Source organism: Actibacterium pelagium, from assembly GCF_002285415.1.
Lineage (GTDB): Bacteria > Pseudomonadota > Alphaproteobacteria > Rhodobacterales > Rhodobacteraceae > Actibacterium_B > Actibacterium_B pelagium.
In genome coordinates this window covers 246,335-272,780 of sequence record NZ_NSBU01000005.1, presented here as the reverse complement: position 1 = coordinate 272,780, position 26,446 = coordinate 246,335, and the positions used below count along the sequence as shown (strand labels likewise).

At 58.1% G+C, this 26,446-nt stretch carries 30 protein-coding genes; 9 read left to right on the top strand and 21 right to left on the bottom strand.

Annotated elements, in window-relative coordinates; all coding sequences use genetic code 11:
- Positions 1-24 precede the first annotated feature (24 nt).
- Together ettA and CLM58_RS16990 are read left to right on the top strand one after the other, a co-directional pair.
- On the top strand, positions 25-1,680 hold the full coding sequence (gene ettA, locus CLM58_RS06275) for an energy-dependent translational throttle protein EttA (protein WP_095595075.1): 1,656 nt from the start codon (positions 25-27) through the stop codon (positions 1,678-1,680).
- 53 nt (positions 1,681-1,733) lie between these two features.
- On the top strand, positions 1,734-2,285 hold the full coding sequence (locus tag CLM58_RS16990) for a hypothetical protein (RefSeq protein ID WP_143226531.1): 552 nt from the start codon (positions 1,734-1,736) through the stop codon (positions 2,283-2,285).
- Between the two features lie 73 nt (positions 2,286-2,358).
- On the opposite strand, the gene CLM58_RS06260 is transcribed toward CLM58_RS16990, so the two are convergent.
- From CLM58_RS06260 to CLM58_RS06240, 5 genes are all read right to left on the bottom strand, one after another.
- Positions 2,359-2,904: an REP-associated tyrosine transposase gene (locus tag CLM58_RS06260; protein WP_095595072.1), complete on the bottom strand. Its 546-nt coding sequence runs from the start codon at positions 2,902-2,904 to the stop codon at positions 2,359-2,361.
- Positions 2,905-2,963: 59 nt separating this feature from the next.
- On the bottom strand, positions 2,964-3,347 hold the full coding sequence (locus CLM58_RS06255) for a BrnA antitoxin family protein (RefSeq protein WP_095595071.1): 384 nt from the start codon (positions 3,345-3,347) through the stop codon (positions 2,964-2,966).
- A 126-nt stretch (positions 3,348-3,473) separates the two neighbouring features.
- A complete protein-coding gene (locus tag CLM58_RS06250) occupies positions 3,474-3,677 on the bottom strand; it encodes a YgaP family membrane protein (RefSeq protein ID WP_095595070.1) in 204 nt (67 codons plus the stop codon).
- A gap of 64 nt (positions 3,678-3,741) precedes the next feature.
- The gene (locus tag CLM58_RS06245; protein WP_095595069.1) at positions 3,742-4,170 is read right to left on the bottom strand and encodes a thioredoxin domain-containing protein; all 429 of its coding nucleotides are present in this window, start codon (positions 4,168-4,170) and stop codon (positions 3,742-3,744) included.
- A gap of 78 nt (positions 4,171-4,248) precedes the next feature.
- The gene (locus tag CLM58_RS06240) at positions 4,249-4,722 is read right to left on the bottom strand and encodes a DUF2938 domain-containing protein (protein ID WP_095595068.1); all 474 of its coding nucleotides are present in this window, start codon (positions 4,720-4,722) and stop codon (positions 4,249-4,251) included.
- Positions 4,723-4,815: 93 nt separating this feature from the next.
- On the opposite strand from CLM58_RS06240, the gene cutA reads away from it, so the two are divergent.
- Positions 4,816-5,130 carry a divalent-cation tolerance protein CutA gene (gene cutA / locus CLM58_RS06235; protein WP_095595067.1) on the top strand — a complete coding sequence of 105 codons (315 nt, stop codon included), beginning with the start codon at positions 4,816-4,818 and terminating at the stop codon, positions 5,128-5,130.
- A 189-nt stretch (positions 5,131-5,319) separates the two neighbouring features.
- Entirely contained in the window at positions 5,320-5,583 is a 264-nt protein-coding gene (locus tag CLM58_RS06230) for a hypothetical protein (RefSeq protein WP_095595066.1), read from the top strand.
- 13 nt (positions 5,584-5,596) lie between these two features.
- On the opposite strand, the gene hemF is transcribed toward CLM58_RS06230, so the two are convergent.
- Positions 5,597-6,487, bottom strand: a complete 891-nt coding sequence (gene hemF / locus CLM58_RS06225) for an oxygen-dependent coproporphyrinogen oxidase (protein WP_095595065.1) — start codon at positions 6,485-6,487, stop codon at positions 5,597-5,599.
- 128 nt (positions 6,488-6,615) lie between these two features.
- Between hemF and CLM58_RS06220 the strand changes: the two genes are divergently transcribed.
- Positions 6,616-7,011: a hypothetical protein gene (locus CLM58_RS06220; RefSeq protein WP_095595064.1), complete on the top strand. Its 396-nt coding sequence runs from the start codon at positions 6,616-6,618 to the stop codon at positions 7,009-7,011.
- On the opposite strand, the gene CLM58_RS06215 is transcribed toward CLM58_RS06220, so the two are convergent.
- The 3 genes from CLM58_RS06215 to clpS are packed head-to-tail and all read right to left on the bottom strand — an operon-like array spanning position 7,008 to position 9,179.
- Positions 7,008-7,817 carry an SDR family NAD(P)-dependent oxidoreductase gene (locus CLM58_RS06215; protein WP_095595063.1) on the bottom strand — a complete coding sequence of 270 codons (810 nt, stop codon included), beginning with the start codon at positions 7,815-7,817 and terminating at the stop codon, positions 7,008-7,010. The genes CLM58_RS06220 and CLM58_RS06215 overlap by 4 nt on opposite strands.
- Positions 7,818-7,847: 30 nt before the next feature.
- The gene (locus CLM58_RS06210) at positions 7,848-8,840 is read right to left on the bottom strand and encodes a class I SAM-dependent methyltransferase (protein ID WP_095595062.1); all 993 of its coding nucleotides are present in this window, start codon (positions 8,838-8,840) and stop codon (positions 7,848-7,850) included.
- 9 nt (positions 8,841-8,849) lie between these two features.
- Positions 8,850-9,179, bottom strand: coding sequence for an ATP-dependent Clp protease adapter ClpS (clpS, locus tag CLM58_RS06205; RefSeq protein WP_095595061.1), 330 nt, complete (start codon positions 9,177-9,179; stop codon positions 8,850-8,852).
- 114 nt (positions 9,180-9,293) lie between these two features.
- Between clpS and CLM58_RS06200 the strand changes: the two genes are divergently transcribed.
- Together CLM58_RS06200 and CLM58_RS06195 are read left to right on the top strand one after the other, a co-directional pair.
- Complete coding sequence (locus tag CLM58_RS06200; RefSeq protein WP_095595060.1) at positions 9,294-9,998, top strand: HAD family hydrolase; 705 nt, start codon at positions 9,294-9,296, stop codon at positions 9,996-9,998.
- Between the two features lie 191 nt (positions 9,999-10,189).
- Positions 10,190-11,578: a D-alanyl-D-alanine carboxypeptidase family protein gene (locus CLM58_RS06195; RefSeq protein ID WP_095595059.1), complete on the top strand. Its 1,389-nt coding sequence runs from the start codon at positions 10,190-10,192 to the stop codon at positions 11,576-11,578.
- Here CLM58_RS06195 and ccoS read toward each other — a convergent pair.
- The 8 genes from ccoS to ccoN form a co-directional block, all read right to left on the bottom strand.
- Entirely contained in the window at positions 11,575-11,733 is a 159-nt protein-coding gene (gene ccoS / locus CLM58_RS06190; protein WP_095595058.1) for a cbb3-type cytochrome oxidase assembly protein CcoS, read from the bottom strand. The two genes, CLM58_RS06195 and ccoS, sit on opposite strands and share 4 nt — an antisense overlap.
- Positions 11,734-11,737: 4 nt before the next feature.
- The gene (locus CLM58_RS06185) at positions 11,738-13,921 is read right to left on the bottom strand and encodes a heavy metal translocating P-type ATPase (protein ID WP_095595057.1); all 2,184 of its coding nucleotides are present in this window, start codon (positions 13,919-13,921) and stop codon (positions 11,738-11,740) included.
- 3 nt (positions 13,922-13,924) lie between these two features.
- Positions 13,925-14,380: a FixH family protein gene (locus CLM58_RS06180; RefSeq protein WP_095595056.1), complete on the bottom strand. Its 456-nt coding sequence runs from the start codon at positions 14,378-14,380 to the stop codon at positions 13,925-13,927.
- Positions 14,380-15,810: a cytochrome c oxidase accessory protein CcoG gene (gene ccoG / locus CLM58_RS06175; protein ID WP_095595055.1), complete on the bottom strand. Its 1,431-nt coding sequence runs from the start codon at positions 15,808-15,810 to the stop codon at positions 14,380-14,382. Before ccoG ends, CLM58_RS06180 begins: the two co-directional genes overlap by 1 nt.
- A gap of 314 nt (positions 15,811-16,124) precedes the next feature.
- On the bottom strand, positions 16,125-16,991 hold the full coding sequence (ccoP, locus tag CLM58_RS06170; protein ID WP_095595054.1) for a cytochrome-c oxidase, cbb3-type subunit III: 867 nt from the start codon (positions 16,989-16,991) through the stop codon (positions 16,125-16,127).
- Positions 16,988-17,185, bottom strand: a complete 198-nt coding sequence (locus CLM58_RS06165; protein ID WP_095595053.1) for a cbb3-type cytochrome c oxidase subunit 3 — start codon at positions 17,183-17,185, stop codon at positions 16,988-16,990. Before CLM58_RS06165 ends, ccoP begins: the two co-directional genes overlap by 4 nt.
- A gap of 11 nt (positions 17,186-17,196) precedes the next feature.
- The gene (ccoO, locus tag CLM58_RS06160) at positions 17,197-17,922 is read right to left on the bottom strand and encodes a cytochrome-c oxidase, cbb3-type subunit II (RefSeq protein ID WP_095595052.1); all 726 of its coding nucleotides are present in this window, start codon (positions 17,920-17,922) and stop codon (positions 17,197-17,199) included.
- Between the two features lie 11 nt (positions 17,923-17,933).
- Positions 17,934-19,532 (bottom strand): cytochrome-c oxidase, cbb3-type subunit I, encoded by a 1,599-nt coding sequence (gene ccoN / locus CLM58_RS06155; RefSeq protein WP_095595221.1) that lies wholly within the window; start codon positions 19,530-19,532, stop codon positions 17,934-17,936.
- Positions 19,533-19,721: 189 nt separating this feature from the next.
- On the opposite strand from ccoN, the gene CLM58_RS06150 reads away from it, so the two are divergent.
- On the top strand, positions 19,722-20,552 hold the full coding sequence (locus CLM58_RS06150; protein WP_095595051.1) for a universal stress protein: 831 nt from the start codon (positions 19,722-19,724) through the stop codon (positions 20,550-20,552).
- A 3-nt stretch (positions 20,553-20,555) separates the two neighbouring features.
- Here the strand turns inward: CLM58_RS06150 and fnrL are convergent, their stop codons facing one another.
- Complete coding sequence (gene fnrL, locus CLM58_RS06145) at positions 20,556-21,305, bottom strand: transcriptional regulator FnrL (protein ID WP_095595050.1); 750 nt, start codon at positions 21,303-21,305, stop codon at positions 20,556-20,558.
- Positions 21,306-21,360: 55 nt separating this feature from the next.
- Here fnrL and hemN point away from each other — a divergent pair, with 55 nt between their 5' ends.
- Positions 21,361-22,716, top strand: a complete 1,356-nt coding sequence (gene hemN, locus CLM58_RS06140; protein WP_095595049.1) for an oxygen-independent coproporphyrinogen III oxidase — start codon at positions 21,361-21,363, stop codon at positions 22,714-22,716.
- On the opposite strand, the gene CLM58_RS06135 is transcribed toward hemN, so the two are convergent.
- The 3 genes from CLM58_RS06135 to CLM58_RS06125 all read right to left on the bottom strand — a co-directional run.
- On the bottom strand, positions 22,709-23,923 hold the full coding sequence (locus CLM58_RS06135) for a glycosyltransferase (RefSeq protein WP_095595048.1): 1,215 nt from the start codon (positions 23,921-23,923) through the stop codon (positions 22,709-22,711). The two genes, hemN and CLM58_RS06135, sit on opposite strands and share 8 nt — an antisense overlap.
- A gap of 4 nt (positions 23,924-23,927) precedes the next feature.
- Positions 23,928-25,529: an ABC transporter ATP-binding protein gene (locus CLM58_RS06130; RefSeq protein ID WP_095595047.1), complete on the bottom strand. Its 1,602-nt coding sequence runs from the start codon at positions 25,527-25,529 to the stop codon at positions 23,928-23,930.
- Positions 25,526-26,446 (bottom strand): ABC transporter permease (locus CLM58_RS06125; RefSeq protein WP_233133007.1); only part of this gene is annotated, 921 nt, incomplete at its 5' end. The genes CLM58_RS06125 and CLM58_RS06130, both read right to left, overlap by 4 nt.

The following is a 26,446-nucleotide window of genomic DNA, read 5'->3' as shown; positions in this document are numbered from 1 at the left end:
GCAATCAGCTCAAGGACCCGCGCGATGGCTTCGTATCAATATGTCTATCACATGGATGGTGTTTCCAAGACCTATCCCGGTGGCAAGAAATGTTTCGAGAACATCCGCCTGTCGTTCCTGCCCGGCGTGAAAATCGGTGTTGTCGGCGTCAACGGCGCGGGTAAATCGACCCTGCTCCGCATCATGGCCGGCATCGACAAGGACTTCACCGGCGAGGCATGGGCCGCCAAGGGCGCCAAAGTCGGCTATCTCCCGCAGGAACCCGAGCTGGACGCAAACCTCTCCGTCCGCGAAAACGTCATGCTGGGCGTGGCCGAGAAGAAGGCCAAGCTGGACCGTTTCAACGAACTGGCCATGAACTACTCGGACGAAACCGCCGAGGAAATGGCAGAGCTTCAGGACGAGATCGACAGCAACAACCTGTGGGACCTCGACAGCCAGATCGACGTCGCGATGGAGGCCCTGCGCTGCCCGCCGGATGAAGCCCCCGTCGAAACCCTGTCCGGTGGTGAGAAACGCCGCGTTGCCCTGTGCAAACTGCTGCTCGAAGCGCCCGACATGCTGCTGCTCGACGAACCGACCAACCACCTGGACGCCGAAACCATCGCGTGGCTGCAACAGCACCTGATCGACTACAAAGGCACCATCCTCTGCGTCACCCACGACCGTTACTTCCTGGATGACATCACCGGCTGGATCCTTGAACTCGACCGCGGCCGCGGCATCCCCTACGAGGGCAACTACTCGGCCTGGCTGGAACAGAAAGCCAAACGCCTTGAGCAGGAACAGCGCGAGGACAAATCCAAGCAGAAAGTCCTTGAACGCGAACTGGAATGGATCCGCGCCGGCGCCAAAGCCCGCCAAGCCAAATCCAAGGCCCGTATCAACGCCTATGAAGAAATGGCCGGCCAGTCCGAGCGCGAGAAACTCACCCGCGCCCAGATCGTCATCCCCAACGGCCCGCGCCTTGGCGGCAAGGTGATCGAAGTCGAGAACCTGAAAAAAGGCTACGGCGACCGCCTGCTGATCGAAGACCTGACCTTCGCGCTGCCCCCCGGCGGCATCGTCGGCGTCATCGGCCCCAACGGCGCCGGTAAATCGACCCTGTTCAAAATGCTCACCGGTCAGGAACAACCGGATGAGGGCACCCTGTCCTATGGCGACACCGTACAGCTGTCCTATGTCGACCAGTCCCGCGACGACCTGGACCCGAACAAAACCGTGTGGGAAGAAATCTCTGGCGGGGCCGAGTTGATTGAACTTGGCGACGCCCAAGTCAACTCGCGCGCCTATTGCTCGTCCTTCAACTTCAAAGGCGGCGACCAGCAGAAAAAGATGGGCATGCTGTCGGGCGGTGAACGCAACCGCGTCCACATGGCCAAACTGCTGCGCGAGGGCGGCAACGTCCTTCTGCTCGACGAACCGACCAACGATCTGGACGTCGAAACCCTGCAAGCGCTAGAGGCCGCGCTGGAAGACTTCGCCGGCTGCGCCGTCATCATCTCGCACGACCGCTTCTTCCTTGACCGCCTGTGTACCCACATTCTGGCGTTCGAGGGCGAGGCCCACGTGGAATGGTTCGAAGGCAACTTCGAGGCCTATGAGGAAGACAAGAAACGCCGTCTGGGCCCGGATGCGCTAGAGCCGAAACGGGTGAAGTATAAGAAGTTTACGAGGTAGTCGTTATTTCGGTTTTTCTAGATCTGTCTCGAGAAGAGTTGGTCCGGCGACAATTGGGAACTGCTACGCAGCTGTTCATCGATGATTGCGATCCAGTTTCTGTTCATAGTCTGGCCTGCTCTGCAGCCGAACACGCTAGCTTTCTTGCACAAAGTAACAGTGTTCCCACCTTTAATGACCACATTCTGCAAGTTTTTCCAGAACGCCAGTTGAAAGAAATCCACAAACTTCGAAACCAATATTGGGTCGCTCTAAAGCACTCGAAAGATAAGTCGGGACAGCCCTTTGAGTTGCCAAGCGCATTGGAAGGATTCTCTGACACTACGAATGATCACTATCTATTTGTTACTTGGTATGACTACGCAAAAGCTGGATACCCCCTTCCAATCGGGGCTCAAGTTTTTCAGGTTTGGTACTATGCAATGTATCCTGACAAACTAGCAAACGCGGAAGAAGAAGAAGTCTCAAAACGGGTGTTTAGCAATGTAACGGAGATTGAACGTTTCGAACAAAAGAAGCGGTTGCGTCAGAAAGTCGAAATTTACCTACATGACAAAGAATTGCTCGCTCACCCTAAAACCGACGTTCGGCCGTTGTTGATGTGAGGGGCGTAGGATGGGTGCTCCGCACCCATCACCCCACCAAACACATCAACATGATGGGTGAAAATCACCCATCCTACTCTCCGAAATTGCTGTCGCTCTGCCCGCCGGACCAATCGTCCGGCACCAACCCCAACCGCACATCCCGGTGGATCGACGAAAACACCCAATCGGCGGGCCGCTCGACCAACCCATGTTTCACTGGGTTGCCCCAACAATATTCCACATGCGCCCGATAGTCGGCCTCGTCCCGGATCATGTGTTCCCAAAACCGGCGTTGCCAAATTCCAACCTCTCCTTTCTCCACCTTCGACGCCGATCGTCCGTAGGATGGGTGCTCTGCACCCATCTCTTCCAACAGCGACCGCGAAAACCGCGCCTTGATCAATCTCCATCGCGTCGAGAAATCCGCGTCGCCCTCAGGAAGCGTCCACACGGCGTGCAGGTGGTCCGGCAACACCACGAAAGCGTCGCAATGAAACGGTCGTTCTGAATACGTACGAAAGAAAGCGTCACGCAGCAGGTCGACCCTTTCGACCAAGGTCGTCGCCCCGCGATTAGCCAAAGCGACGGTAAAGAAATAGGTCGCACCCGGTACGCCTGCGCGTCGATAGTTGGTCATGGGTGCAGGTTGGTCGAAGTTGGTTAACGATGGGTGAAATCACCCATCCTACACCTCCCTCACAACGCCTCGCCCCTTGGCCCGCGTTCCTCGGACGCTTCCAGCATCTTTGCTGCCCGAAGCTGGGCATAGGATTTCAGCACGTCATTCACGAAGGCCCCATAGCCCTTGCCATAGCTGCGATAGAACTTGGCCACGTCTTCATCCAACAACAGCGTGATCCGCACCTTCTTGGGTTGGGGGCGATAGCCCTCGGTCAGGCGCTGCCATTCTTCGGGGATGTGCAGGCTTTGCATCTCGCGGCCATAGACATGCATGTGCATCCGCATGATCGACTCTTTGGCCTGCTCCAGCTTGCGCTTTTCGGCGCGGGTCATCTTGCGGCCGCGCGGGTGTTCCATCGGCTGCGGGTCCAGCAGGTGCTGCGGATCGATCAGGGGCATGGGCAAATCTCCTTTGCCCTGACCCTGCGGCGCAAAAGTTAACGCCGCACGGACGGTCCGCGCGGCGTCATATGGAACTCATATGCAGGTCATCTGCCAGTCATACGACCCAAACGGCGTTAAGGATTACTGAAACGCGCAGCCTTCCTTGATCCCCAGCTTCTTGAAGATCATCGCCGCCGGGCAGAAACCCGTGAAGGCCGATTGCAGCAAATTCAGCCCGATAAAGACGGTAAACCACACAAACAGGGGATGTACGAACGCCGTAAGCAGGACGCTCAACAGAACCATCACGCCAGCGAAAGCCAAAACTGCACGATCAAGAGACATTGTTCTAAACTCCTATAATTGCACGGGAATTTACCCGTAACCTACTTATATGGCAAAGCGGGGCTTATCCCCGCCCGACCCAATTCACGATCCCAGCGGCGGGCATGGCACCCGCCTGACGCGCGCGCTCCTTGCCGCCTTGGAATTTCACCAGCAGCGGAATTCCCCGGATGCCATAGATCTGTCCCGCCTTCGGGTCGGCCTCTGTATCCAGCTTCACAAACCGCGCGCGGCCCTGCAACTCGTTGGCAGCCTTGGAAAATTCCGGCGCCATCTGACGACAAGGCCCACACCACGCGGCCCAGAAATCCACCACCAAAGGCACGTCATCCACCCGCTGCGCCTTGCGCAGCCAGTCCAGCGTCACCTCCTTGGGTTTATTAGCAAAAAGCGCCGCCCCGCAGCTGCCGCACTTCGGCCCTGCACTCAGTTTTTCTTTGGGAACCCGGTTCCCCTGCCCACAATCAAAGCAGGTCATTTTCAGCCCGGCCATCGCAGCCTCCTGTTTATGGTTTCCACCGACATAAGCGCTTGTTTTACCGGTAAAAGAGGGGCGAAACGTCGCGCCGGATCAGGCCAGCAAAGCAACGACCCACATACCAAGACCGAACACAGTATGAGCCAGCAAACCCAGCCCGCGCACCTTCCACGGTGAAGGCGTTTTTGAAGCCGCCCAGCCCAGCCCCATCCCCGGCTGCAACAGGAACCACCCCGCCGCGATGGTGATCAGACTGAAGATCCACACCGGAACGAACCCCGGCGCGGCCAGCCACCCTGCTCCCGCGATCGCTATGAAAACAAGCCCATAGGCAATGCCGACGGCATAGTGAAACAGCCAGCCGATGGTCAGCTCATTCGGCACTTCCTCGGCCTCTGCGATCGCTTCGTGAAAGAGGGTGCCACGCGTCACATGCACAGCCCACCGCCCCGGCATTGCCCAATTGGGAAAGGGCGCGACGCCCAGATTCGACTGCGTCCAGGCGAGCACATCCATGGCGAAGGTGCCGCCAATGCCCATCAAAATTCCGACTAAAATCAGGTCCATAAACCCAACTAGCAATCGGCGAAGCACGACACAATCCCCGGCATTCCGCTAGATTCCTCTTGCCAGCGTGCTTCAGCCCGGGCCCAATGGGGCATGTCGATCCTAAGCTTCACCATCAATTGCCCCGATCACGACACCGCCTCTGATCTTGCCGAGGCGCTTCTAAGCCAGCGTATTGTCGCCTGCGCTAACATCGGTCCGACCATTGAAAGCCGCTATCGCTGGAATGGTGCGGTTGAGCGAACGACAGAGGTGCCCCTGATCGTGAAAACCCGTCCGGCACTGCGAAAAGAGGTCGAGGCCGTCGTTAACGCTTTGCACCCTTATGACGTCCCGCCGATCATCCACGAGCCCTGTTCGGCCAATGCCGCCTACGAGGACTGGGTGCGGGTCGAGACCGGGGGATAACCCCTTTAGTGGTTGTTAAATTAGGGCACTAACGTCGCTCCAACGAAAACACCGCAAAGGTTACCCTTCAATAAATCACTGACAAACACACCTTTAAGCGGTTTCTCGCTGTCGGAACCTCCCACCGAATGAAATATTCGAAAAGCTGCATATGTTTAAATCTCCGAACCCATAAGGAGATTTTGAAGAATGAAAGAGGCAGTAATTCTTGCTCTGTGTGCAGGCCTAGCCAGCCCGGCGCTCGCCGGTCACAACAATCCTTGGACCGACGATCTGAGCATCCTGAAAGAGCAGTATCACGATGCAAACCAAGAACAGAGCATCGACACACCCGGCGAAGACGAAATGCGCGGTGAGATGGAGCAGAACGCGAACGGCAAACTAGACGGCGGAAGCGGCGGCGGTGGTAGCCAAGGCTCCGGCGAGGGAAAAGGTGGTGGTGGGCGCCGCTAAGCGCCCGACCTGATCAGACCCACTTCGCCAGCGGCGGTAGGCTCATCAGTACCGCGTTGGCGTCGTGGCCGGTTTCCAGCCCGAACTTGGTGCCGCGGTCATAGACAAGGTTGTATTCGGCATAGAGGCCGCGGTGCACCAACTGCGCCTCTTTGTCGGCGTCGGACCATTCGGTCTCGCGACGTTTTTCGGTGATTGGCAAGAAGGCCGGCAGGAAGGCGCGTCCGATATCTTGGATCAGAGCAAAGTCCTTTTCCCAGTCGCCAGTATTGTGATCGTCCAGAAATATGCCGCCGACGCCCCGCGCACGATGGCGGTGCGGGATATAGAAGTACTCATCCGCCCATTCTTTAAGACGCGGGTAGAGGTCTTCCCCATGGGGGTCGAGGTGGTCTTTCTGCACCTGATGGAAGTGGGCTGTGTCCTCGTCATATTCCAGACAGGGGTTCAGGTCAGACCCGCCCCCGAACCACCAAGCTGCCGGGGTCCAGAACATACGGGTGTTCATGTGGACGGCAGGGCAATGCGGGTTCTGCATATGCGCCACCAGCGAGATGCCCGAGGCCCAGAACTGCGGGTTTTCAGCGACACCGGGAATACCGCGAGCGGCCATCGCTTTTTGCGCGCGTTCTCCCAAGGTGCCGTAGACGGTCGAAACATTGACACCGACTTTCTCGAACACGCGACCGCCACGCATGACGCTCATCAGACCGCCACCTGCATCTTCGCCATCATTTCCCTGACGTTTGGTCGGGGTAACCTCGAAGCGACCCGGCGCATTATCGGCAGCCGGACCTGCTGCGGGGCCATCTTCTAGGGCCTCAAAAGCGGCTACGATCTGGTCACGAAGTTCGCGGAACCAGGCAGAGGCGCGGGACTTGCGGTCGTCAAACGGGTCGGTCATTTGGGGCCTTTCTCTTTTGTCTCGACCTAGCAGTTTTGGCGAAGCTCTGCCAGTCACCGCAGACTACCATTGGCGCATCATGGTGCCGCACTTATAATGGGGGCATATTCTTAACTTAAAGTGCCCAAATGTCCCGTTTTGCTTTGCTTGCCCTTCTACCGATCCTTGCCGCGTGCGCGACCCCGCGCCAAAACTGCGAGACTGCCGCGCTAAAGGATTTGCAAACGATCGATGCGCTGATCGCAGAGACAGAGCAAAACATCGCAAGGGGCTATGGGATCGAAGTGGAAACCGTGCGGTCGACCACTTTCCGCTATTGCCTGGGGCGTCGGAGCGGCGGCAATACGAGCATCGGCATGATCTTCTGCAACGAGCCCGAATTCCGAACCATTGAGCGACCGGTAGCGTTGGATCTGGCAGACGAAGAAGCCAAGCTTCGCTCATTGCGGGCAAAACGTGTGTCTACGGCAAAAGAAGCGGCGCGCGCGGTGGCGATGTGCCGCCAGCAACACCCCGAGGGTTAATGCGCCGGCACGCAGACCGGATCCAGCAAGGTCCGACCGCCGTCGACCGTTAACACCTGCCCCGTCATGAAGCCCGAGGCATCTGAGGCAAGGAATTGCGCTGCTTCCGCAAGCTCGCGGGCATGAGCAATGCGGCCGATCGGCGTGTTGTCCAAAATCTGGTCGCGGAACTCTTCGTTTTCCTTCAGCGCGCCCTTCAGGCTGGCACTTAGGACCGACCCAAAGGCCAAAGAGTTCACCCGAATACGATGCTCTGCCAGCGCCACTGCCAGCGAACGCGTCATCTGATCCAATGCCGCCGTGGACACCGAATAGGCCAGCAACTGCGGGTTCGCGCGGCGTGCCGCTATAGAAGACAGATTGATGATCGAGCCGACACAGCTGTCTTCCCGGCCATCTTCGGCAGCCTGTTTGATCATCCGCTCAGCGACCAGCTGGCTAAGGCGCAGGCTGACCATCAAGTTCTGCTCGATCATTTCCGACATGGCGGTGCTTTTTGAATCCAGCGGGTCCGAAGTCACCAACTGGCGTGAGCAGTTCACCAGAATGTCGACGCGGTCGAACGCGTCGATAGTTGCCGACAGAAGGTTCGCGATGGTCAGACGCTGACGCAGGTCCCCGGCAAAATAGCGGATGTTGCTGTCTTCGCCGTCTTGACCGTGAGTTTCGTCCTTCAGGCGCTTTTCATCCCGGTCCGCAAACATGACATTTGCCCCTGCTTTCGCGAAATGACGCGCCACGGACAGGCCGACACCATTGGCCGCGCCGGTGATGATGGCGGTCTTACCTTCGATGGAAAAGCTCATGTTCGTCTCTCCGTTAACTACGGCGGTTCGTCAGCGTTTGCGACGACCCTGCGCCAAGGGCCGGGTCGCATGCAAGAGTTTGAACCCGCGATCCCCACCGATCTCTTCCACATTGCGGAAAAGCTGGGCGAGTGTTTGTTCATAGGGCAGCTGGCGGTTGGCCACGACCCAGAGCTGCCCGCTTGGGGTCAGGATACGCGCGGCATTCTTCAGGAAAGCCTGTCCAAGTTCCGGCTCTGCCGCACGCCCCGTGTGGAACGGCGGGTTGCAGATGACATGGTCAAAAGGCGCGCCGTCATTGAAGCTGGTGGCATCCGCCCAATGAAATTGCGCGCGGGCATCATGGACGTTTTGACGAGCACATTCCAAGGCAAGGTGGTCCGCTTCGACCAAATGCACCTCTGTCACGCCGCCTTTGCGCAACGCATGGAACGACAGGAACCCCCAGCCAGCGCCCAAGTCGGCGATCCGACCTTTCATCATTTCGGGCAGCGCTTCGACCAGCAGTTCGGATCCGCGATCCACGCCATCCGCCGAGAACACGCCCGGCAACGTCGTGAAGGTTCCGATTTCTGTCGCGGTCGCTTGCCAATCAGAGAAATCCTTGGCCTCGGCGCGCATGGCGAACAGCTTGCCGTGCGCCTTTGCAAGCGGCGCGTCCACGTCGGCCCGCTGGCGGCAGTGTTTCAAAAGGGAATCCACGCCGTCGGTCTTTTGCCCATCCACCCAGATCGGCCCCTCTACCCGCGTTGCCAGATCGGCAATCTGTTCCTGCGCCTGCGCCTTAGAGCGCGGCAGGAACAGGATCGCAGCGGCATAGGTCCCGTCGGGCTCGGCCACGCAGTCATAGCCCAGCCCGCGCCAATAGTCGTAATCTGGTTTGAAACCCTGAATGACTTGGACACGGTCTTTGGGCAAAGCCGACAGATCATCGCTGGCCCGCGCGCCGATTACGGCAATGCGGCCATCTTCGGGCAGGTCGTAACCGGCCTCGATTGCAAGTGTTAGGCGGGACGCTTTCATCGCGTACGCCTATTCCTTTTCCATGGTGCATTGCAATGGGTGCTGATGGCGGCGCGCAAAATCCATGACCTGCGCTACCTTGGTCTCGGCCACCTCATGCGAGAAGACACCGACCACAGCCAGCCCCTTCTTGTGAACTGTCAGCATCAACTCGAACGACTGAGCGTGGTTCAAGCCAAAGAAACGCTCTAACACATGAACGACAAACTCCATCGGGGTGTAGTCATCGTTCAACAGCATCACCTTGTACATCGGCGGGCGGGCTGTCTTCGGCTTGGTCTTGGTAACGACAGAGGTATCCCCCTCGTTCCCCTGATCGTCATCCGACAACTTATGCATCTGCCAATCGGTCAAATGGGTGCTCCGTTGAAATGGCTTTTGGTTGGCCTGAGCCGCTATATATAAGCGAGCTGGGGCATCTGAAAAGACCCTCAAAGGTTAAGGAGGCAGGTTTTGACCCACAAGCTAACGGCAATTGGCTTCGATGCGGATGACACGCTGTGGCAGAACGAACAGTTCTTCCGCCTAACCCAAGAGCGATTCGCAGAGCTTTTGTCCGATTTCACCGACCCCGACCACCTGCACGAACGGTTGCTGGAAGCAGAGCGTCGCAATGTGGGGCACTATGGCTTTGGCATCAAAGGCTTCGTCCTGTCGATGATCGAGACGGCCATCGAAGTGACCGATGAAAAGGTCCCTGCCCGCGTCATCCACGAATTGATGGAAGCCGGCAAAGAGATGCTGGCCCATCCCATCCACCTGCTGCCCGGCGCCGAGGACACCGTGCGCCAACTGGCCGAAAGCCACCGTATTCTGCTGATCACCAAAGGGGACCTGCTGGATCAGGAACGAAAGCTGGCGCAGTCGGGGTTGGGCGACCATTTCGACGGGGTCGAAATCGTCTCTCACAAGACCTCGGACCAATATATTCGAATCTTCGACTATCACGGTGACGGGGCGACGTCGGCGATGATGGTCGGCAACTCTATGAAGTCGGATGTCGTCCCCGCGCTAGAGGCTGGCGCTTGGGGTGTTTACGTGCCCCACGACCTGACATGGGAATTGGAACACGCCCCCAAACCGGACAAACATCCGCGTTTTCGGGATCTCGAAACTTTGTCTGCGCTGCCCGATCTTTTGCAACAGATCGAAAGCTAGACCCAGCACACATTAAGAAAAATCGCTATCTTGTTGAAATTAGGCGTTCTCGGAATGGGTGCGCTATGTTACCCTTGCCCAATAATTAAAAAGCTCACCGGAAAAATCCGGGGGCATGAGGCAGAGTAAAGGTTAGCGACGTGCACATCTTGGGGCAGTACGTCCGACATGGGGTATTTGTAGTGGCTTTGATGCTGGCGTCCATCGCGACAACAGCGCAGGCGGCTCCCTATGCGGCGATGGTGATAGACGCCCGTTCGGGCGAGGTTTTGCATTCTCGAAACGCAGATACGCGGCTTCACCCCGCCTCTTTGACCAAAATGATGACCCTCTACATCGCTTTTGAAGCGGTGGAGAATGGTGAAATTTCGCTGGATACGAAGGTCCGGATTTCCAAGAAAGCCGCCGCTGAACCGCCGTCAAAGCTCGGCCTGCGCTCTGGGCAGCGGATTGCCTTCCGGTACCTGATCCGCGCCGCCGCTGTGAAATCTGCGAACGACGCCGCCACCGCGATCGGCGAAGCGCTGGAGGGCAGCGAAGCCGCCTTTGCCCGCCGTATGAACCGCACAGCCAAGGCCTTGGGGATGAGCCGCACGACCTTCAAGAACGCGCACGGTCTGACGGAAAGCGGCCATATGTCCACGGCCCGCGACATGACCACATTGGGGCGGCACCTATTCTATGACTACCCCGAGTACTACAACCTGTTCTCTCGGCTTTCGACACATGCGGGGATCAAGAACGTTCCGAACACGAACCGCCGCCTGCTGAACAGCTATCGCGGCGCGGATGGCATCAAGACCGGTTATACCCGGGCGGCGGGGTTCAACCTTGTTGCCTCGGCTCAGCGTGGTCAGGAACGGATCATTGCCACCGTCTTTGGCGGGCGGTCTTCGGCCACCCGCAACGCCCGCGTGGCCGAGTTGCTTAACATGGGGTTCAACCGCGCGCCGTCGCGGGTCGCGGTCCGCAAACCCTCTAAGCCGAACTATCGCACTGGCGGTGGGAACATCGTAACCGTTTCCATCCGCCCCACAGCGCGCCCCGCCAACCTGGCGACCCCATCGACAGAGTTGCTTCTGGCCCTGAAAGAAGGGGTTGAGGAAGCATTGCAGGAAGCGCAGGTGCCCCAAGCCGAAACCGAATTGGCAGAGCTTGAAACGGCACCCGAAACCGAAGCCCCGGCAGAGGAACCGGTGGTCGCTCGATTGGCACCTGTGAATGCGTCGATCTACGCTGACATCCGCCCAACGCCACGCCCGGCGCGTTACGCCACGCTTGATACCGATTTGAACGGCGATCCCGTCCAAGAGGTCGTGACCCGCATGTCCTCGTCCGGTGGGCGTCACTGGGGTGTAAACATCGGCCACTTCACCACGCAGTACGAAGCCGAACGTGTCCTGTTGCAAACCGCCTTGCGCGAGTTGGGAACGCTCGACAGCGCGCTGCGCAAGGTCACCAAGAACAGCCGTGGCTGGTCTGCGAACTTTGTTGGAATGACCCAAGAAGAGGCCGCCTTGGCCTGTCGCCGCCTGGAATCGCGCGGCAACCTGTGCAAGCAGGTTGGCCCGCCCTCTTAAGGTTTCGGCTTATCGTCCCAATCACCGCTGAGGAACCGCTGGCTGTCGCCCTCGGGGTCTTCGTATTGCCGGTTCTTCAGCGTCCACAAGAATGCCAACAGACCAAGCCCGCCCAGAAAGAGCGAAATCGGGATCAGGTAGACAAGCATTTCCATAGGGTTACCTCAGCCGCAGCGCATTCAGCGAAACTGTAATCGAACTGGCCGACATCGCCAATGCAGCAACAAGCGGTGTCGCCAGACCAATGATCGCGATCGGCACCGCGATGACATTGTAGACCGTCGCGATCTGGAAGTTCTCTCGGATACGTCGGGTCGCTGATTTCGCAGTTTCAACGGCCTCGGCGATCGGCTCCAGATCATTGCCAAGAAGGACGATATCTGCAGCCACCCGCGCGGCATCCAGCGCGGTTGCCGGCGAGATCGAAACATGCGCGGCCGCCAAGGCGGCAGTATCGTTCAAGCCATCCCCAACCATCAAAACATGTTTGCCGTTGGACGACAGGTTCTGAACGCGGTTCACCTTGTCTTCCGGCAGCGCTTCGGCCGCCCATTGGTCGATACCCAATTGGGTGGCAAGCGCTTCGACTGCGGGCGCAGTGTCGCCCGAGAGCAAGATCACTTCCTTGCCCGCAGCTTTCAACGAAGCAACGGTCTCGGCCGCTCCGGGACGCAAAGCATCCACAAAACGGAAGGCCACAGGTGCAGCATCCCCGATCTGCAAGTAGGTCGCCGTGGTCGGCAGTGCCTTGGCACCAACCCAAACAGCACGCCCCAGTCGCACACGCTGGCCGTTCAGCAGACCCTCGGTCCCGTAGCCCGGAACTTCGCGCAGATCCTCAACCGATGCAGGCGTCAGACCGGACTGCTTTGATGCTTCGACCAGCGATTTGGCCAGAGGGTGACTGGACCCGGAAGCAAGCGCCATGGCCACGGACAAGTCCTGATCACCATAGGTGCCAATGTCCTGCAAAACGGGGAAGCCCGAGGTCAGGGTCCCGGTCTTATCGAAGACAACCGTATCCACTTCGGCCATACGTTCCAGTGCGGTGGAGTCCTTGATCAGCATCCCTTTCTTGAACAAACGGCCAGAGGCCGCAGTCGTCACCGCCGGAACGGCCAAACCAAGGGCACAGGGGCAGGTAATGATCAGAACCGCCGCAGCAATATTCAACGCGGTGCGCATGTCGCCGGAATAAAGGTACCAGCCCACAAAACTAAGCGCAGAAAGGATATGAACCCCCGGCGCGTATAGTTTGGCTGCCCCATCCGCCAGCGAGGTGTACCGGTTGCGACCGCTTTCCGCGACCGCGACAAGCTCTGCCATCCGGTAAAGACTGCTTTCCTTGCCGACCGCGGTGGCGCGGATGATCAGGGGACCGGTCAGGTTGATCTCACCCGTGCTTACCTGCAAACCCTGCTCAGCGAAAACCGGCAGGGTTTCCCCGGTTAGAAGCGAGCGGTCAATTTCGGACTGACCCTCGATGATCTCACCATCCACAGGCATCCGCCCGCCGGGTTTAACAAGGATATGATCGCCCACGGTCAATTCGGCAATCGGTGTCTCGATCGGTTCGCCATCCACCAGTTTAAACGCGCGCGGCACTTCAAGTGCCGCCAGTTCCTCTGCTGCAGAGCGCGCAATCGACCGGGTGCGATAATCAAGATAGCGACCTGTCAGCAGGAAGAAGGTCAACGCTAGGGCCGCATCAAAATAGGCATGTTCGCCAGACAGCATCGTCTCCCAAAGCGAGGTGACAACCGCCAAGCCAATCGCCAAGGAGATCGGCACATCCATATTCAGACGCCCCTTGGACAGGGCCGTCCACGCGTTCTTGAAAAATGGCTGCGCCGAAAAGGCAATTGTCGGCAGGGTAATCGCAGCCGAAATCCAGTGGAACAGGTCGCGGGTCGCATCGACCGCTCCAGACCACACCGATACCGACAGAAGCATCACGTTCATCATGGCGAAACCAGAGACCGCCAGACGCAGCAAAAGGTCCCTGCCCGCTTTTTCAGATGCGGTGGTCGACAGAAGGCCGGCGTCCAGTTCGTGCGCCTCGTAGCCAAGCCCATCCAGCACATCGATCAATTGTTCGGTGGTGACATTGGCTGCAGCTTCAATACTGGCGCGTTTCAACGTCAGGTTCACACGCGCCGATTTGACACCGGGAACGCCGGACAACCCACGCTCGACCGCCGAGATACAGGCCGCGCAGTGGATCGTCGGCAAGGACAGCAGAATTTGCCCCTTGTCCAGATCCGCCTGCGCCACATCTTCGGCCAGCCCAGAGACCGAGCACGCAGGACAAGCCGCAGGACGCGCGTGTTCCACCATCGTCATCGCCTAGCCCCGCACCTGCAGGTCAAGGCGTTGTTGGAACAGCGTACCATCCGCAGCTTCGGCCTGAACCTGCAACATCCACATGCCTTGCCCCAGCTCAAGCTCTGTAACATAGCGGCCGCTTTCCATATGGAATTCTGGCTCGACGTCGTCCTGCGATACGGTGGTTCGGCCGACCAGAACCTGCAGGTTCTCGACGTTTACTGGCTGCCCCTCGGCATCGGTAAAGGCCAGGGTCAGGTAACCACCTTCATAGATTGGGCGAACCGCCCACCCCAGTTCCTCTTGCGCGTCACGACGCGTCTGGAACTGCTGGCTGGCGACATAAGAGTTCTTCACCTCAAGTCCCGGGAAAGTTTTCACGGCGTTCACAGCCATAGTCACGTTAACCGCGATGATTATGGCAAAGGCCGTGGCGGTGATCAGGAAAACATGGCGTCCGGTCAGTTCTTTGGTCATCAGTTCGTCTTTCCGTTAAATACGCTGTCTGCATAGGCCCGTTCGCCGTTCGACAGATCCTCGACCCAGAAGCGGAATTCTGTGCGGTCGCTATTGGCAGGTTCCGAAGAGGGCGGCGCCATCACATAGACACGCTGCAGTTTACTGGTATCCGCCGGAACTTCGACAGATTCATACACAGAGCCCTCAAGTTCTGCATGAAGGAAGTCGCTTCCGTGCACCGTGATGCGGAAGGGGCGCGCTTCGCCGTGTTTGTTTCGAAGCCGGACGTCATAGGTGTTTCGGATGGTCCCATCCGACAGGGTCACAAAGGTCGGATTGCGGATCGGCGAGACCGTCAGGTCAATGTCCGGGCGGATAAACAGGGCCACCACCAGCGCAATCCCGACAGCCGACCAAAGCCCGGTGTAAAGCATCGTCCGCACGCGGAAGATATGGTTCCAAATTGGGCGGGGCGGGTTGCCTTCACGCTCCCTCGGTTCGTCGGACAAGGCCATATAGTCGATCAGGCCACGAGGCTTGCCGATCTTGGTCATCACGTCGTCGCAAGCGTCAATACAAAGAGCACAGGTGATACAGGCCAACTGCTGCCCGTCGCGGATGTCGATACCCATCGGGCAGACATTCACACAAGCATTACAGTCGATGCAGTCGCCAAGGTTCTCGGCCCCGGCAGCCTTGCGGTGTTTCCCCCGCGGTTCGCCGCGCCAATCACGATAGCCAACCGTCAACGTGTCGGTGTCCATCATCGCGGCCTGAATGCGCGGCCACGGGCACATGTAGATGCACACCTGCTCGCGCGCGAAGCCACCGAAGACAAAGGTAAATGCCGCCAGAACGACGATGGTCGTATAGGCAATCGGATGTGCATTCAGAGTGAACAGGTCGACGAACAACGTCGGCGCGTCCGTAAAGTAGAAGACCCAAGCGCCGCCGGTTGCGACGGCAATCAGGAACCAAAGGGTCCACTTTGTCATCCGAAGCCGCAGTTTGCGGGCGCTCATCGGCGCGTTCCAAAGCTTTACCCGTTTATTGCGGTCACCCTCTACCCAACGCTCAACAAGGATGAACAGGTCGGTCCAGACGGTCTGCGGACAGGCATAGCCACACCAGACTCGCCCAAGCGCCGATGTGAACAGGAACAGCCCAAGACCGGCCATGATCAGCAAGCCTGCGACGAAATAAAACTCGTGCGGCCAAATCTCGATCCAGAAGAAATAAAAACGGCGGCCTGCAAGATCGACCAGAACCGCCTGATCCGGCAGATTCGGGCCCCGGTCCCAGCGAATCCAAGGCGTCAGATAATAGATGCCAAGGGTCACAATCATGATGCCCCATTTTAGGTTGCGAAACCAACCACTTACCCGACGGGGGAAGATAGGCTCTCGCGAGGCATAAAGTTCAGGAGGTGTTTGATCCTGAGAGGACATAGCCGAAAGCTCCGGTCACTAGGTAGAATTCTGTGATCCTTGTCGCAGAGAGGGTTCGCGTCCACTTTGACGTGGATCAAACCTATACCGGAAATGCAGGAAAACTTTGTGCGGTCTGTCCTTGCCCGTAGGTGACGCAGTAAACCGCTGAGAAATTATCGGTCCAGCGGCACCCGGAAAGTTGGGACGGGGGCGGGAAATCGTAGAAATTTCAGGGGGAGTTAAAAGCACCGGCTCCCTTTTTGGAAACGCGCGAACAGGAAAGGGCGCCGGTGCAGTCAACCGGGGCAGAGACTGCCCCGGAAGCCTTGTGTTTATTCGCCGCCACCAAGCTGGTGGACATACGAGGTGACCGCCCGGATCTCGGCCTCTGTCAGGCGTTCGTTCCAGTTGGGCATCACGCCGAAGCGCGAGTTGGTAACGGTCTCGGTCAGAGCATCCTTATCACCGCCGTAAAGCCAGATCGCATCCGTCAGGTTCGGAGCGCCCTGATAGCGGTCGCCAGTGCCGTCTTCGGCGTGGCAGGACGAGCAGTTGTCGGCAAAAACAGCCTCACCCGCAGCTGCCATCTCTGCGTCAGCGTCCTGACCAGCAAGGGTCATGACATAGCTGACCACCTGGCCGATTTCCTCTTCTTCGAGAATCTCACCGAAAGCCGGCATCTCGGAGTAGTGGGCATCGTCGCTGTCGTTCCGGATACCATGCGAGACGGTGTAGTGGATCTCTTCGATCGAGCCACCCCACAGCCAGTCATCGTCCAGCAGGTTCGGATACCCCGAGGCCTGAACCCCGGCCGCACCGGCCCCGTGACACTGGGCACACCAGGTCTTGAAGACCGCCGCACCGCCCTGAACCGCGTAGTTGTGCAGCGCAGGGTCTGCCGCGATTTCGGTCAGTTCTGTCTGCTCTAGCTGAGCAACCAGACCGGCGTTTGCGTCTTCGTAACGCTGGATGTCGGCAGCAACCTCGGCGCGGGTATCGTAACCCAGCACACCTTGTGTTGCCTGACTGATCATCGGCCATGCCGGGAAGGCAATGGTATAACCGATGCCCCAGACGATGGTGGCGTAGAAAGTATACAGCCACCATTTCGGAAGCGGGTTGTTATACTCTTCGATGCCGTCCCACGAATGGCCCGTGGTGCCGACGCCGTTCGGATCTTTGTTGTCGTCGGTGCTCATGCCTGCACCTCCTTTGCATTGATTTGATCGTCGGCAGGGGCGTTCTCGTGACGGAACGGAATGCCAGCTGTATCACGGTATTCTTTGGTCGAACCCGGGCGGAAAACCCAAAGGATGACACCAATGAAGAACATGAACAGCCCAAGCAGTCCCCAGCTATCTGCGAATGCGCGGGTGATCGTGTATGTGTCCATCTCGACCTCCCTTAGCGGTTCGGGTCAGGTTCGAAGGTCGAGAAGTCGACCAGAGTACCCAACATTTGCATGTAAGCGATCAGAGCATCTGCTTCCGAGATCCCCGGATTGCCGTCGAAGTTCCGAACCTGAGCACCCGGGTAACGTTCCAGCAGCCCATCGGTATCGGCCCAAGGGTCGATCTGGGTGTGGAAGTCTTCATAGGCGGCCTCGATCATCTGATCGGTGTAGGGCACGCCCACGAATTTGTGGGTCTTCAGCAGATCTTCAATGTATTCCCCGTCGATCAGCTTATCTTCGAGGAAGGCATATTTCGGCATCACCGACTCTGGCACCACCGACTGCGGGTCGCGCAGGTGCTGGATGTGCCAGTCGTCCGAGTAACGGCCACCGACGCGCGCCAGGTCAGGACCTGTCCGCTTCGAACCCCACTGGAACGGGTGGTCGTACATCGACTCTGCCGCCAGTGAGTAATGACCGTAACGCTCGACCTCGTCGCGCATCGGACGGATCATCTGGCTGTGGCAGACATAGCAGCCTTCGCGCAGATAGATGTCACGTCCAGCCAGCTCCAGCGGCGAGTAGGGGCGCACGCCTTCGACCTCTTCGATTGTGTTTTCGAGGTAGAAGAGCGGTGCGATCTCTACGATGCCACCGACCGTGACCACCAGAAGACTTCCTGCCAGCAGAAGCGTGGCATTGGTTTCCAGGATCTTATGTTTATCAAGGATTCCCATAATCGCCTCCGTTATTCAGCAGGAACTGCAGCCGCGTCGCTGGCTTTCGCCGGTGCCGAGGTGACAGTTTTCCAGAGGTTGAAGCACATGATGATTGCGCCGCTCAGGAACAGGACACCGCCCAGACCACGTACGACATACATCGGGAATTTCGCGGCAACAGTGTCTGCGAAAGAGTTCACAAGGAAGCCCTGCGCATCAACTTCGCGCCACATCAGGCCTTCCATGATACCGGTCACCCACATCGAGGATGCGTAAAGAACGATACCGATGGTCGCCAGCCAGAAGTGCCAGTTGACCAAGCTCAGGCTGTACAGGCGTTCCTTGTTCCACAGTTTGGGAACCAGGAAGTACAAGGCACCAAAGGTGATCATACCGTTCCAACCAAGCGCACCAGAGTGCACGTGACCAATGGTCCAGTCAGTGTAGTGCGACAGCGAGTTCACGGCTTTGATGGACATCATCGGGCCTTCAAAGGTCGACATGCCGTAGAAGCCGATCGAGATCACCATCATACGGATGATCGGGTCGGTGCGCAGCTTGTCCCAGGCACCAGACAGGGTCATCAGACCGTTGATCATGCCACCCCAGCTCGGCATCCACAGGACAATCGAGAACACCATGCCAAGGGTCGAAGCCCAATCCGGCAGCGCGGTGTAGTGCAGGTGGTGCGGACCAGCCCAGATGTACAGGAAGATCAGCGCCCAGAAGTGGATGATCGACAGTTTGTACGAGAAGACCGGACGTTCAGCCTGTTTCGGCACGAAGTAGTACATCATGCCCAGGAAGCCCGCAGTCAGGAAGAAGCCCACAGCGTTGTGGCCATACCACCACTGCGTCATCGCGTCTTGAACACCAGCAAAAACCTGAACCGATTTTGATCCGAAGATCGAGACCGGAACCGACAGGTTGTTCACCACGTGCAGCATTGCAACGGTAACGATGAACGCAAGGAAGAACCAGTTTGCCACGTAGATGTGCGGCTCTTTCCGCTTCATGACGGTACCAAGGAAAACCAGCAGATAGACGACCCAAACGATGGTCAGCCACCAGTCAACATACCACTCAGGCTCTGCGTATTCTTTCGACTGGGTCGCCCCCAGAAGATAGCCGGTTGCAGCCAGGATGATTACCAGTTGGAAGCCCCAGAAGACAAACCAGCCAGCGTTCCCACCCCACAGTCGCGTGGCCGAGGTACGCTGCACGATGTAAAACGACGTTGCGATCAACGCGTTACCACCAAAGGCAAAAATGACCGCTGACGTGTGCAGCGGACGCAGGCGACCGAAGTTTGCATAGCCTTCAGCCCATTCAAAGTTCAGCGACGGAAACGCCAGCTGAAAGGCGATGAACGTCCCGACAAGGAAACCGACAACGCCCCAGAAGGCGGTGGCGATGACACCTGCTCGGACGACACCGTCCATATATCCCGTTTCAGGTGCTGGGCGCGGCTCGCCGGCACGGCGAAGCTCCCAGACAAACATGCCGGCAGCCACCAGCATGACAGTTAGCGCATTTACAAGATAAGCCGCGTCGCGCGCATAGTTTGCTGCAATCGCTGCCAGAAGCGCGATTACCGCAAAGGCGGCCATCCTTACATAGTCCCACATTCCTGCGTCCCCTTCTTTTGTTCCAACACGAATCGACCGTGCGGTTCCTAGTTCGGCAGGTTCGGTATGCGGCGTTGCGGCGTGCGCTTCCTTGATCCAAGTCAAGACGCACAAATTCGGTTTGGCGCACACTGTGAACAACGAGCGGAGTCGCCGCTCTTTTTCATCACTCACCGAAAGGAGGCACCGATGGGCTTCAAGTCACTTCTAACAATCGTCAATCGGGTGGACCTTGCCACCTCGGCGCTGGACGCCGCGATTCAGGCTGCTGCCAAAATGGATGCACATCTGGATATTTTGGCTATTGGCGTCGATCAGACCCAAATGGGCTATTACTATGCCGGGGCGAACGCCGTCGTAATGCAGGAAAACCTGCACCGCGCGCAGGACGAGGCGATGGCGATCGAAACGGCGATCAAAGCTCGGATGCAGGGCGAAACAATCCCTTGGAGCAGCGAGACCATCGTCGCGCAGCTTGGTGGGATGGGGCACATCGTGTCGCAACGGGCCCGTTTTTCGGACCTAGTGATTCTTCCCAAACCCTATGGCGAAAACTGCGGCCCCGAAGATGAGACCATCATCGAAGCCGCCATGTTCGACGGTCAGGCCCCTGTGATTGTCCTGCCTTCGAACACGAATTTCGGAAAAAACGTCGTCGTTGCGTGGAACCAAAGCAACGAGGCAATGACAGCCATTCGAGCCGCCCTGCCCCTGTTACAGGCTGCCGACATGGTGAACATCGCCATCATCGACCCGCCGCCCCATGGGCCGGAACGGTCGGACCCCGGAGGAGCGCTGTCGCAATGGCTGTCGCGCCAAGGCGTGCACCCCGAAATCTCTGTGCTGGCCAAGACAATGCCCCGCGTCGCCGATGTGCTGGCACGGCACGCAACTGATATCTGTGCGGATTTGGTTGTAATGGGCGCCTACGGCCATTCGCGCTTCCGCGAAGCAATTCTGGGCGGAGCGACCCGCCACACTTTGGAAGCGTCGGAAGTTCCGGTCTTCCTAGCCCACTAGTGGCTAGGCAAGGATACCACCGTCTGCGTCATCCCCGGTTTCATCCAACAAGCGATCGAAATCGGGGATGGTGACTGTACGCTTGCCTTCCAAATGAATGACGCCATCCTTCTTCAGCGCCGAGATCTGACGGCTGACCGTTTCCAGAGTCAGTCCAAGATAGTCTGCCATCGCCTCTCGGGTCAGGGGCAGGTCAAAAGTGACCCCCGGTAGCCCACCACCCGGCGCATTGATATTGGCGTTACGCCGCGCGATGATCGAAAGCAGACTGGCAATCTTCTCGCGCGCGGTTTTGCGCCCAAGAAGCAGCATCCATTCACGTGCCGCATCCAGTTCGTCAAGGGTCATCTCCAAAAGGCGCTGCGCAATATGAGGCGTTGTCACCATCAGCTTCTCGAACGGGCCCTTACGGAAACAGCACATGGTCAACTTGGTTGTCGCCGTAACATCATAAGCCGCTTCTTCACGGCCTGGCCTGCCCACGAAATCGGACGGCAATAGCAGACCGACCATTTGGGTGCGCCCGTCCTCCATCGTTTGGCTCAGTGTTGCGATTCCGTCGACGACAGAGGCCACAAAGTCCATCTGATCACCGGACCAGACCACGGTTTGACCAGCTTCAAACGTTCGGTAGTACTTAATAGAATCCAGCTCAGCCAATTCGTCTGCATCGCAACGCGCGCAAACCGCACGGTGGCGAATTGGACAACTCGCACAGTCAACGTGCGTGAAAATCATTCCCGGGGCAGTCATTACTTTTTGACCTCAATCAAAGTCGCGTTTCCGTCGCGCGCCTATAGCTAGGTCCATGGAACATCAGGAACAACTGGCTAAACTGGGCCTATTCGACGCACGCGTACCACGTTACACTAGCTATCCGACCGCGCCACATTTTTCTGACGCGGTGCAAGATAGCTATTTTCAGCAATGGGTTACAGCACTTCCCGACGGGGGCAAGGTATCTTTGTACCTGCACATCCCTTTTTGTCGGAACTTGTGCTGGTTTTGCGCCTGTCGCACGCAAGGTACTCAAACAGATTCTCCCGTTCGCGGATATCTGACTCATCTGAAGCAAGAAATCGCCCTTTTGGGCCAAAATCTTCCCAAGGGAATCACGCTTAGCCGAATGCACTGGGGCGGTGGCACACCAACGCTGATGGCCCCGGATATGATCGAAGAACTTGCCGACGCGGTCTTCGAAATTCTACCGCTGTCCAAAGGGGCCGAGTTCTCGGTCGAGATTGACCCCAACCAGATTGACGAGGCCCGGCTGGACGCCCTGATGCGCAAGGGGATGACCCGTGCATCGGTTGGCATTCAAGATTTTCACACCGATATCCAGAAAACCATCGGCCGTATCCAAAGCTTCGAAATCACACGTGATGTCATCGACATGCTGCGTGACCGAGGCATTCGCAGCGTGAACGCCGATATCCTGTTTGGTCTGCCGCACCAATCGAAAGAGCGAATCGCGGAATCGGTTCAGAAACTTCTGTCACTGTCCCCGGATCGGGTTGCGCTTTACGGCTATGCGCACGTCCCGTGGATGGCCAAGCGTCAACAATTGATCCCGACCGACGCGCTGCCCACCCCTGTTCAGCGGTTGCAGCTGTTCGAAACCGCGCGGCGCCTGTTCCTGTGGGACGGGTATCGCGAGATCGGGATCGACCATTTCGCCAAGCCCGGCGATGGGTTGGACATCGCGCAACGCACAGGCCGACTGCGTCGGAACTTTCAGGGTTACACCGATGACACAGCCGAAGCGCTGATCGGTCTAGGAGCCTCGGCAATCTCGAAATTCCCCCAAGGGTTTGCGCAAAACGCCCCCGCGACAGCCGACTATGTGAAACGCGTAAAAGAAAGACGCTTCGCAACCAGTCGCGGCCACGTATTTGCTGGCGAAGACCTGATGCGGTCCCGAATGATCGAGGCGCTGATGTGCGACTTCCAGATTGATCGCGCCGAGATCTTGCGTGACTTCAACCCCAAGCCCGGTCAACTGGATGCCTTGTTCGCCGAGGTTAGCGCCGCGTTTCCCGATATGCTGGAGATTTCCCCAGCCGGATTGCAGATCAAAAAGAAAGGGCAAGCCCTGACACGCATGATCGCAAGAACCTTCGACGCTTATAATCTGTCCAAAGCGGGGCACAGCCCCGCTATGTAGCCAACCCTTCCAAAAGCTGCACAAGCTTGGGCAGACATTGACCGCGCAGATCATATTGATCCTGCGCGGTTTTTATTGCCGTCTGCCTTAAAGAGTCAAAGGCCTGCGGATTGGCGAGCCCCTCGATCAGGGCATCTGCGATTTGGTCTGTGTCGAAGAAATCGACCAAGGTCCCGTTCATCCCATCCGTAATGACCTCTTCAACCGGCGGTGTGGCCGACGCGACTAGATGCACGCCTGCACTCATCGCTTCCAACATCGACCAGGACAAAACGAACGGATAGGTCAGATAACAGTGAACACGTGCGACCTGTAGAATGCTTAGGTAATCGGCGTAACTTACACGATCCGTGAAATGGATCCGCTTGGCCAAGGGTGTGTCTTTCAGCGGGGCGAAGAACTCGTCTTTCCATCCGCCCGTATTGACCCGGATTGGCCCGTAACCGCGCCCATCTTCGCCGACGATCACGACCTGCGCGTTCGGGCGAGCCTTCAGCACCTTCGGAAGGGCGCGCATAAAACTGTGATACCCGCGGTAAGGCTCTAGCTTGCGACTGACAAAGGTCAGGACCTCATCTCCGGCACGAAACTCGGGCCCGTCCTCACCCAGCTTCACGAGCGCCTTTGGGTTCGGGCAAACGAGATCCGTATCCACACCGTCATGGATCACATTGATCTGGTCGCGGAATGGCTGGGGATGCGTGCTGGCCTGCCACTTGGTCGGTGAGAGGATCACATCTGCATTGATCAGCGCATGCGCAAGATGCGCTTGATTGGCGACCGAGCGCACGCGTTTTTCAAGCCGTTCGTCCGCAAATTCGGGGTCGAACCCGACATCCAGACCACGCGTCCGATAGAAGAACTCTGAATAGACAAGCAATGTCGCTTCGGGCCAGACCTCTTTAAGAAACAGCGTCTCGCCCCACCCGCAATGGCCTACGATCACGTCGGGGACATAGCCCTTTTCTTCGCGCATCCGATCCGCCAACCCCGCCACACGGCCGCCGCGCATCGCCATCTTGGCATAGTTGCTGCCAAGGACGTTCAGGTCAGGCTCGTCATAGCGATAACGGTAGGTCGGGTAGGGAATTGGGCGTCCGTTGTTTGCCCGGGTGATGACGGTAATCTCATGCCCACGTTGTGCAAGTTCGGCCGCCAGATGCGGGAACTGCCCGGGAAAGTTTTGATGAACAAAAAGGACCTTCACTGGATCAGGCCGCAGGGTGCTCGGCCAGATCGAAGGCTGCGGCCAGCAGCGCACGGGTGTAATCGGTCTGCGGGTCGTTGAATATCTGATCCGAACTTCCCGCTTCGACGATATCGCCCTGCTTCATCACGATGACCTTATGGCTTAGCGCGCGCACCACCTTCAGGTCATGGCTGATAAACAGATAGGCCAGCCCGTATTTGCGCTGAAGTTCACGCAGCAGGTCCACGATCTGAACCTGCACGGTCATATCCAATGCAGAGGTTGGTTCGTCCAGAACCATCAGCTTGGGCCGCAGGATCATGGCGCGGGCAATCGCGATCCGCTGGCGTTGACCACCAGAAAATTCGTGGGGATAGCGGTGCATCATGGCGGGGTCAAGGCCCACCTCTTCAAGGATATCGGCCACCATCTGGCGCTTGTCCTTGCCCGGCTCCACACCATGCACCCCCAGCCCTTCGGCAACGATCTGCTCGATGGTCATCCGGGGCGACAGCGACCCATAAGGGTCCTGGAACACGATCTGCATATCCCGCCGCAAGGGGCGCAACTGGCGGGACTTCCAACCCTGAATATTCTGCCCTTTGTAGTGAATGCCCCCCTGCGAGCTAATCAGCCGCATGATCGCCAAAGCCAGCGTCGTCTTGCCCGAGCCCGATTCCCCAACGATCCCTAGCGTCTCGCCCGAGCGCACGCTGATCGAGGCCTCATTGACCGCTTTCACATGGCCCACGGTCCGACGCATCAACCCGCGGTGGATGGGGAACCAGATGCGCAGATCCTTTGTGGAAACGACTTCTTCTGACTGTTCCGGAACCGGATCTGGGTGCCCCGACGGCTCTGCCGCCAGAAGCATCTGGGTATAGGGGTGCTGCGGGTTGGCGAAGACCTCGGTCGCGGGGCCGGTCTCGACAATCTCACCGTCTTTCATCACGCAAACCCGGTCCGCGAATTTGCGCACGATGCCAAGGTCATGGGTGATGAAAAGAAGGCTCATCTCTTCGGTGCGCTTAAGCTCGGCCAGCAGTTCAAGGATCTGCGCCTGAATGGTCACGTCCAGAGCGGTCGTGGGTTCGTCGGCCACCAGCAACTCGGGTCCGTTTGCCAGAGCCATCGCGATCATAACGCGCTGACGCTGCCCGCCGGACAATTGGTGTGGATAGGACGACAGCCGTGTTTCGGGATCGCGAATGCCGACCTTGTTCAGCAGTTCGAGGATACGCTCGCGCACGGCAGAGCCGGTTAGGCCTTGGTGCAGCGTGATACTTTCGCTGAGCTGCTTTTCCAGTGTGTGCAAGGGGTTTAGCGAGGTCATCGGCTCTTGGAAGATAAAGCTGATGTCATTGCCGCGCACCCGGCGCAGTTCTTTTTCGTCAGCGTTCACCATCTGCGCGCCGTGATAGGTGATCGACCCAGAGATCGTCGCGCTGTCGGGCAGCAGGGCCACGGTCGACAAGGCGGTCACGGATTTACCAGAGCCGGATTCCCCCACCAGCGCCACAGTCTCGCCCTTGGCGATGTCAAAGGACACGTTGCGCACGGCGTGCGTTTCTGCCCCGTCCTGACGGAAGCTGACCGACAGGTTATTGACCTCAAGCACGCTCATTGGAAGGTCTTTCTTGGGTCAAAGGCGTCGCGTACGCCTTCAAAAATGAAGACGAGAAGCGACAGCATGATGGCGAAGGTGAAAAACGCGGTGAAGCCCAGCCAGGGCGCTTGCAGGTTCTGCTTCGCCTGTAGGGTCAGCTCCCCCAGAGACGGTGCGGAAGACGGCAACCCGTAGCCAAGGAAGTCGAGACTGGCGAGCGTACCGATCGTGGCGGTCACGATGAAGGGCAGCATGGTCAGCGTCGCAACCATCGCGTTGGGCAGCATGTGCCGGAACATGATCACGCGGTTCGACACCCCAAGGGCGCGAGCGGCGCGGACGTATTCGAAGTTGCGCGCGCGCAGGAATTCGGCGCGCACCACGCCCACAAGCGCAGGCCAACCGAACAGGACCGTCAGGAAGACAAGCAACCAGAAACTGCGCCCCAAAATCGCGAACAGGATGATGATGATATAGAGCTGCGGGGTGGATCCCCAGATCTCGATAATTCGCTGGAAAATCAGGTCTGTCTTGCCACCGAAATAGCCCTGAATGGCCCCTGCTATGATCCCGATGACCGAGGCCAACGTGGTCACCATCAGCGTAAACAGGATTGACAGTCGGAACCCATAGATCACCCGCGCCAGCACATCGCGCGAGGTATCGTCGGTGCCCAGAATATTCTTCTCGGACGGTGGGCCCGGTGCCACTCCGCCCGTATCGACAATCGTGTTATAGCTATAAGGGATCAGCGGCCACAGAAGGCTGCCCTTCAGGATTTGCTCGCCCAGAACCTCGCCATCCTGCGCGTCTTCGATGATGTCTTCAGGATCGTCGAAACAATCTTCCAGCCCACCCGAAATAATCAGGCATTGCACTTCCACATCGGCATAGACAGCTTCGGTTTTGAAGTCACCGCCAAAGGTGGTTTCCGG

Coding starts and splice junctions, on each gene's coding strand:
- CLM58_RS06230 (WP_095595066.1), top strand. CDS start 5,320: ATGAAAGAGGCAGTAATTCTTGCTCTGTGTGCAGGCCTAGCCAGCCCG.
- ccoN (WP_095595221.1), bottom strand. CDS start 19,532: ATGTGGGACTATGTAAGGATGGCCGCCTTTGCGGTAATCGCGCTTCTG.
- ccoG (WP_095595055.1), bottom strand. CDS start 15,810: ATGTCCTCTCAGGATCAAACACCTCCTGAACTTTATGCCTCGCGAGAG.
- ccoP (WP_095595054.1), bottom strand. CDS start 16,991: ATGAGCACCGACGACAACAAAGATCCGAACGGCGTCGGCACCACGGGC.
- CLM58_RS06195 (WP_095595059.1), top strand. CDS start 10,190: ATGCTGGCGTCCATCGCGACAACAGCGCAGGCGGCTCCCTATGCGGCG.
- CLM58_RS06185 (WP_095595057.1), bottom strand. CDS start 13,921: ATGACGATGGTGGAACACGCGCGTCCTGCGGCTTGTCCTGCGTGCTCG.
- CLM58_RS06215 (WP_095595063.1), bottom strand. CDS start 7,817: ATGAGCTTTTCCATCGAAGGTAAGACCGCCATCATCACCGGCGCGGCC.
- hemF (WP_095595065.1), bottom strand. CDS start 6,487: ATGACCGACCCGTTTGACGACCGCAAGTCCCGCGCCTCTGCCTGGTTC.
- CLM58_RS06245 (WP_095595069.1), bottom strand. CDS start 4,170: ATGGCCGGGCTGAAAATGACCTGCTTTGATTGTGGGCAGGGGAACCGG.
- fnrL (WP_095595050.1), bottom strand. CDS start 21,305: ATGACTGCCCCGGGAATGATTTTCACGCACGTTGACTGTGCGAGTTGT.
- CLM58_RS06255 (WP_095595071.1), bottom strand. CDS start 3,347: ATGCCCCTGATCGATCCGCAGCACCTGCTGGACCCGCAGCCGATGGAA.
- ccoS (WP_095595058.1), bottom strand. CDS start 11,733: ATGGAAATGCTTGTCTACCTGATCCCGATTTCGCTCTTTCTGGGCGGG.
- clpS (WP_095595061.1), bottom strand. CDS start 9,179: ATGCATAAGTTGTCGGATGACGATCAGGGGAACGAGGGGGATACCTCT.
- cutA (WP_095595067.1), top strand. CDS start 4,816: ATGTCGATCCTAAGCTTCACCATCAATTGCCCCGATCACGACACCGCC.
- ettA (WP_095595075.1), top strand. CDS start 25: ATGGCTTCGTATCAATATGTCTATCACATGGATGGTGTTTCCAAGACC.
- CLM58_RS06150 (WP_095595051.1), top strand. CDS start 19,722: ATGGGCTTCAAGTCACTTCTAACAATCGTCAATCGGGTGGACCTTGCC.
- CLM58_RS06130 (WP_095595047.1), bottom strand. CDS start 25,529: ATGAGCGTGCTTGAGGTCAATAACCTGTCGGTCAGCTTCCGTCAGGAC.
- CLM58_RS06260 (WP_095595072.1), bottom strand. CDS start 2,904: ATGACCAACTATCGACGCGCAGGCGTACCGGGTGCGACCTATTTCTTT.
- CLM58_RS06165 (WP_095595053.1), bottom strand. CDS start 17,185: ATGGACACATACACGATCACCCGCGCATTCGCAGATAGCTGGGGACTG.
- CLM58_RS06240 (WP_095595068.1), bottom strand. CDS start 4,722: ATGGACCTGATTTTAGTCGGAATTTTGATGGGCATTGGCGGCACCTTC.
- CLM58_RS06220 (WP_095595064.1), top strand. CDS start 6,616: ATGTCCCGTTTTGCTTTGCTTGCCCTTCTACCGATCCTTGCCGCGTGC.
- ccoO (WP_095595052.1), bottom strand. CDS start 17,922: ATGGGAATCCTTGATAAACATAAGATCCTGGAAACCAATGCCACGCTT.
- CLM58_RS06250 (WP_095595070.1), bottom strand. CDS start 3,677: ATGTCTCTTGATCGTGCAGTTTTGGCTTTCGCTGGCGTGATGGTTCTG.
- hemN (WP_095595049.1), top strand. CDS start 21,361: ATGGAACATCAGGAACAACTGGCTAAACTGGGCCTATTCGACGCACGC.
- CLM58_RS06210 (WP_095595062.1), bottom strand. CDS start 8,840: ATGAAAGCGTCCCGCCTAACACTTGCAATCGAGGCCGGTTACGACCTG.
- CLM58_RS06180 (WP_095595056.1), bottom strand. CDS start 14,380: ATGACCAAAGAACTGACCGGACGCCATGTTTTCCTGATCACCGCCACG.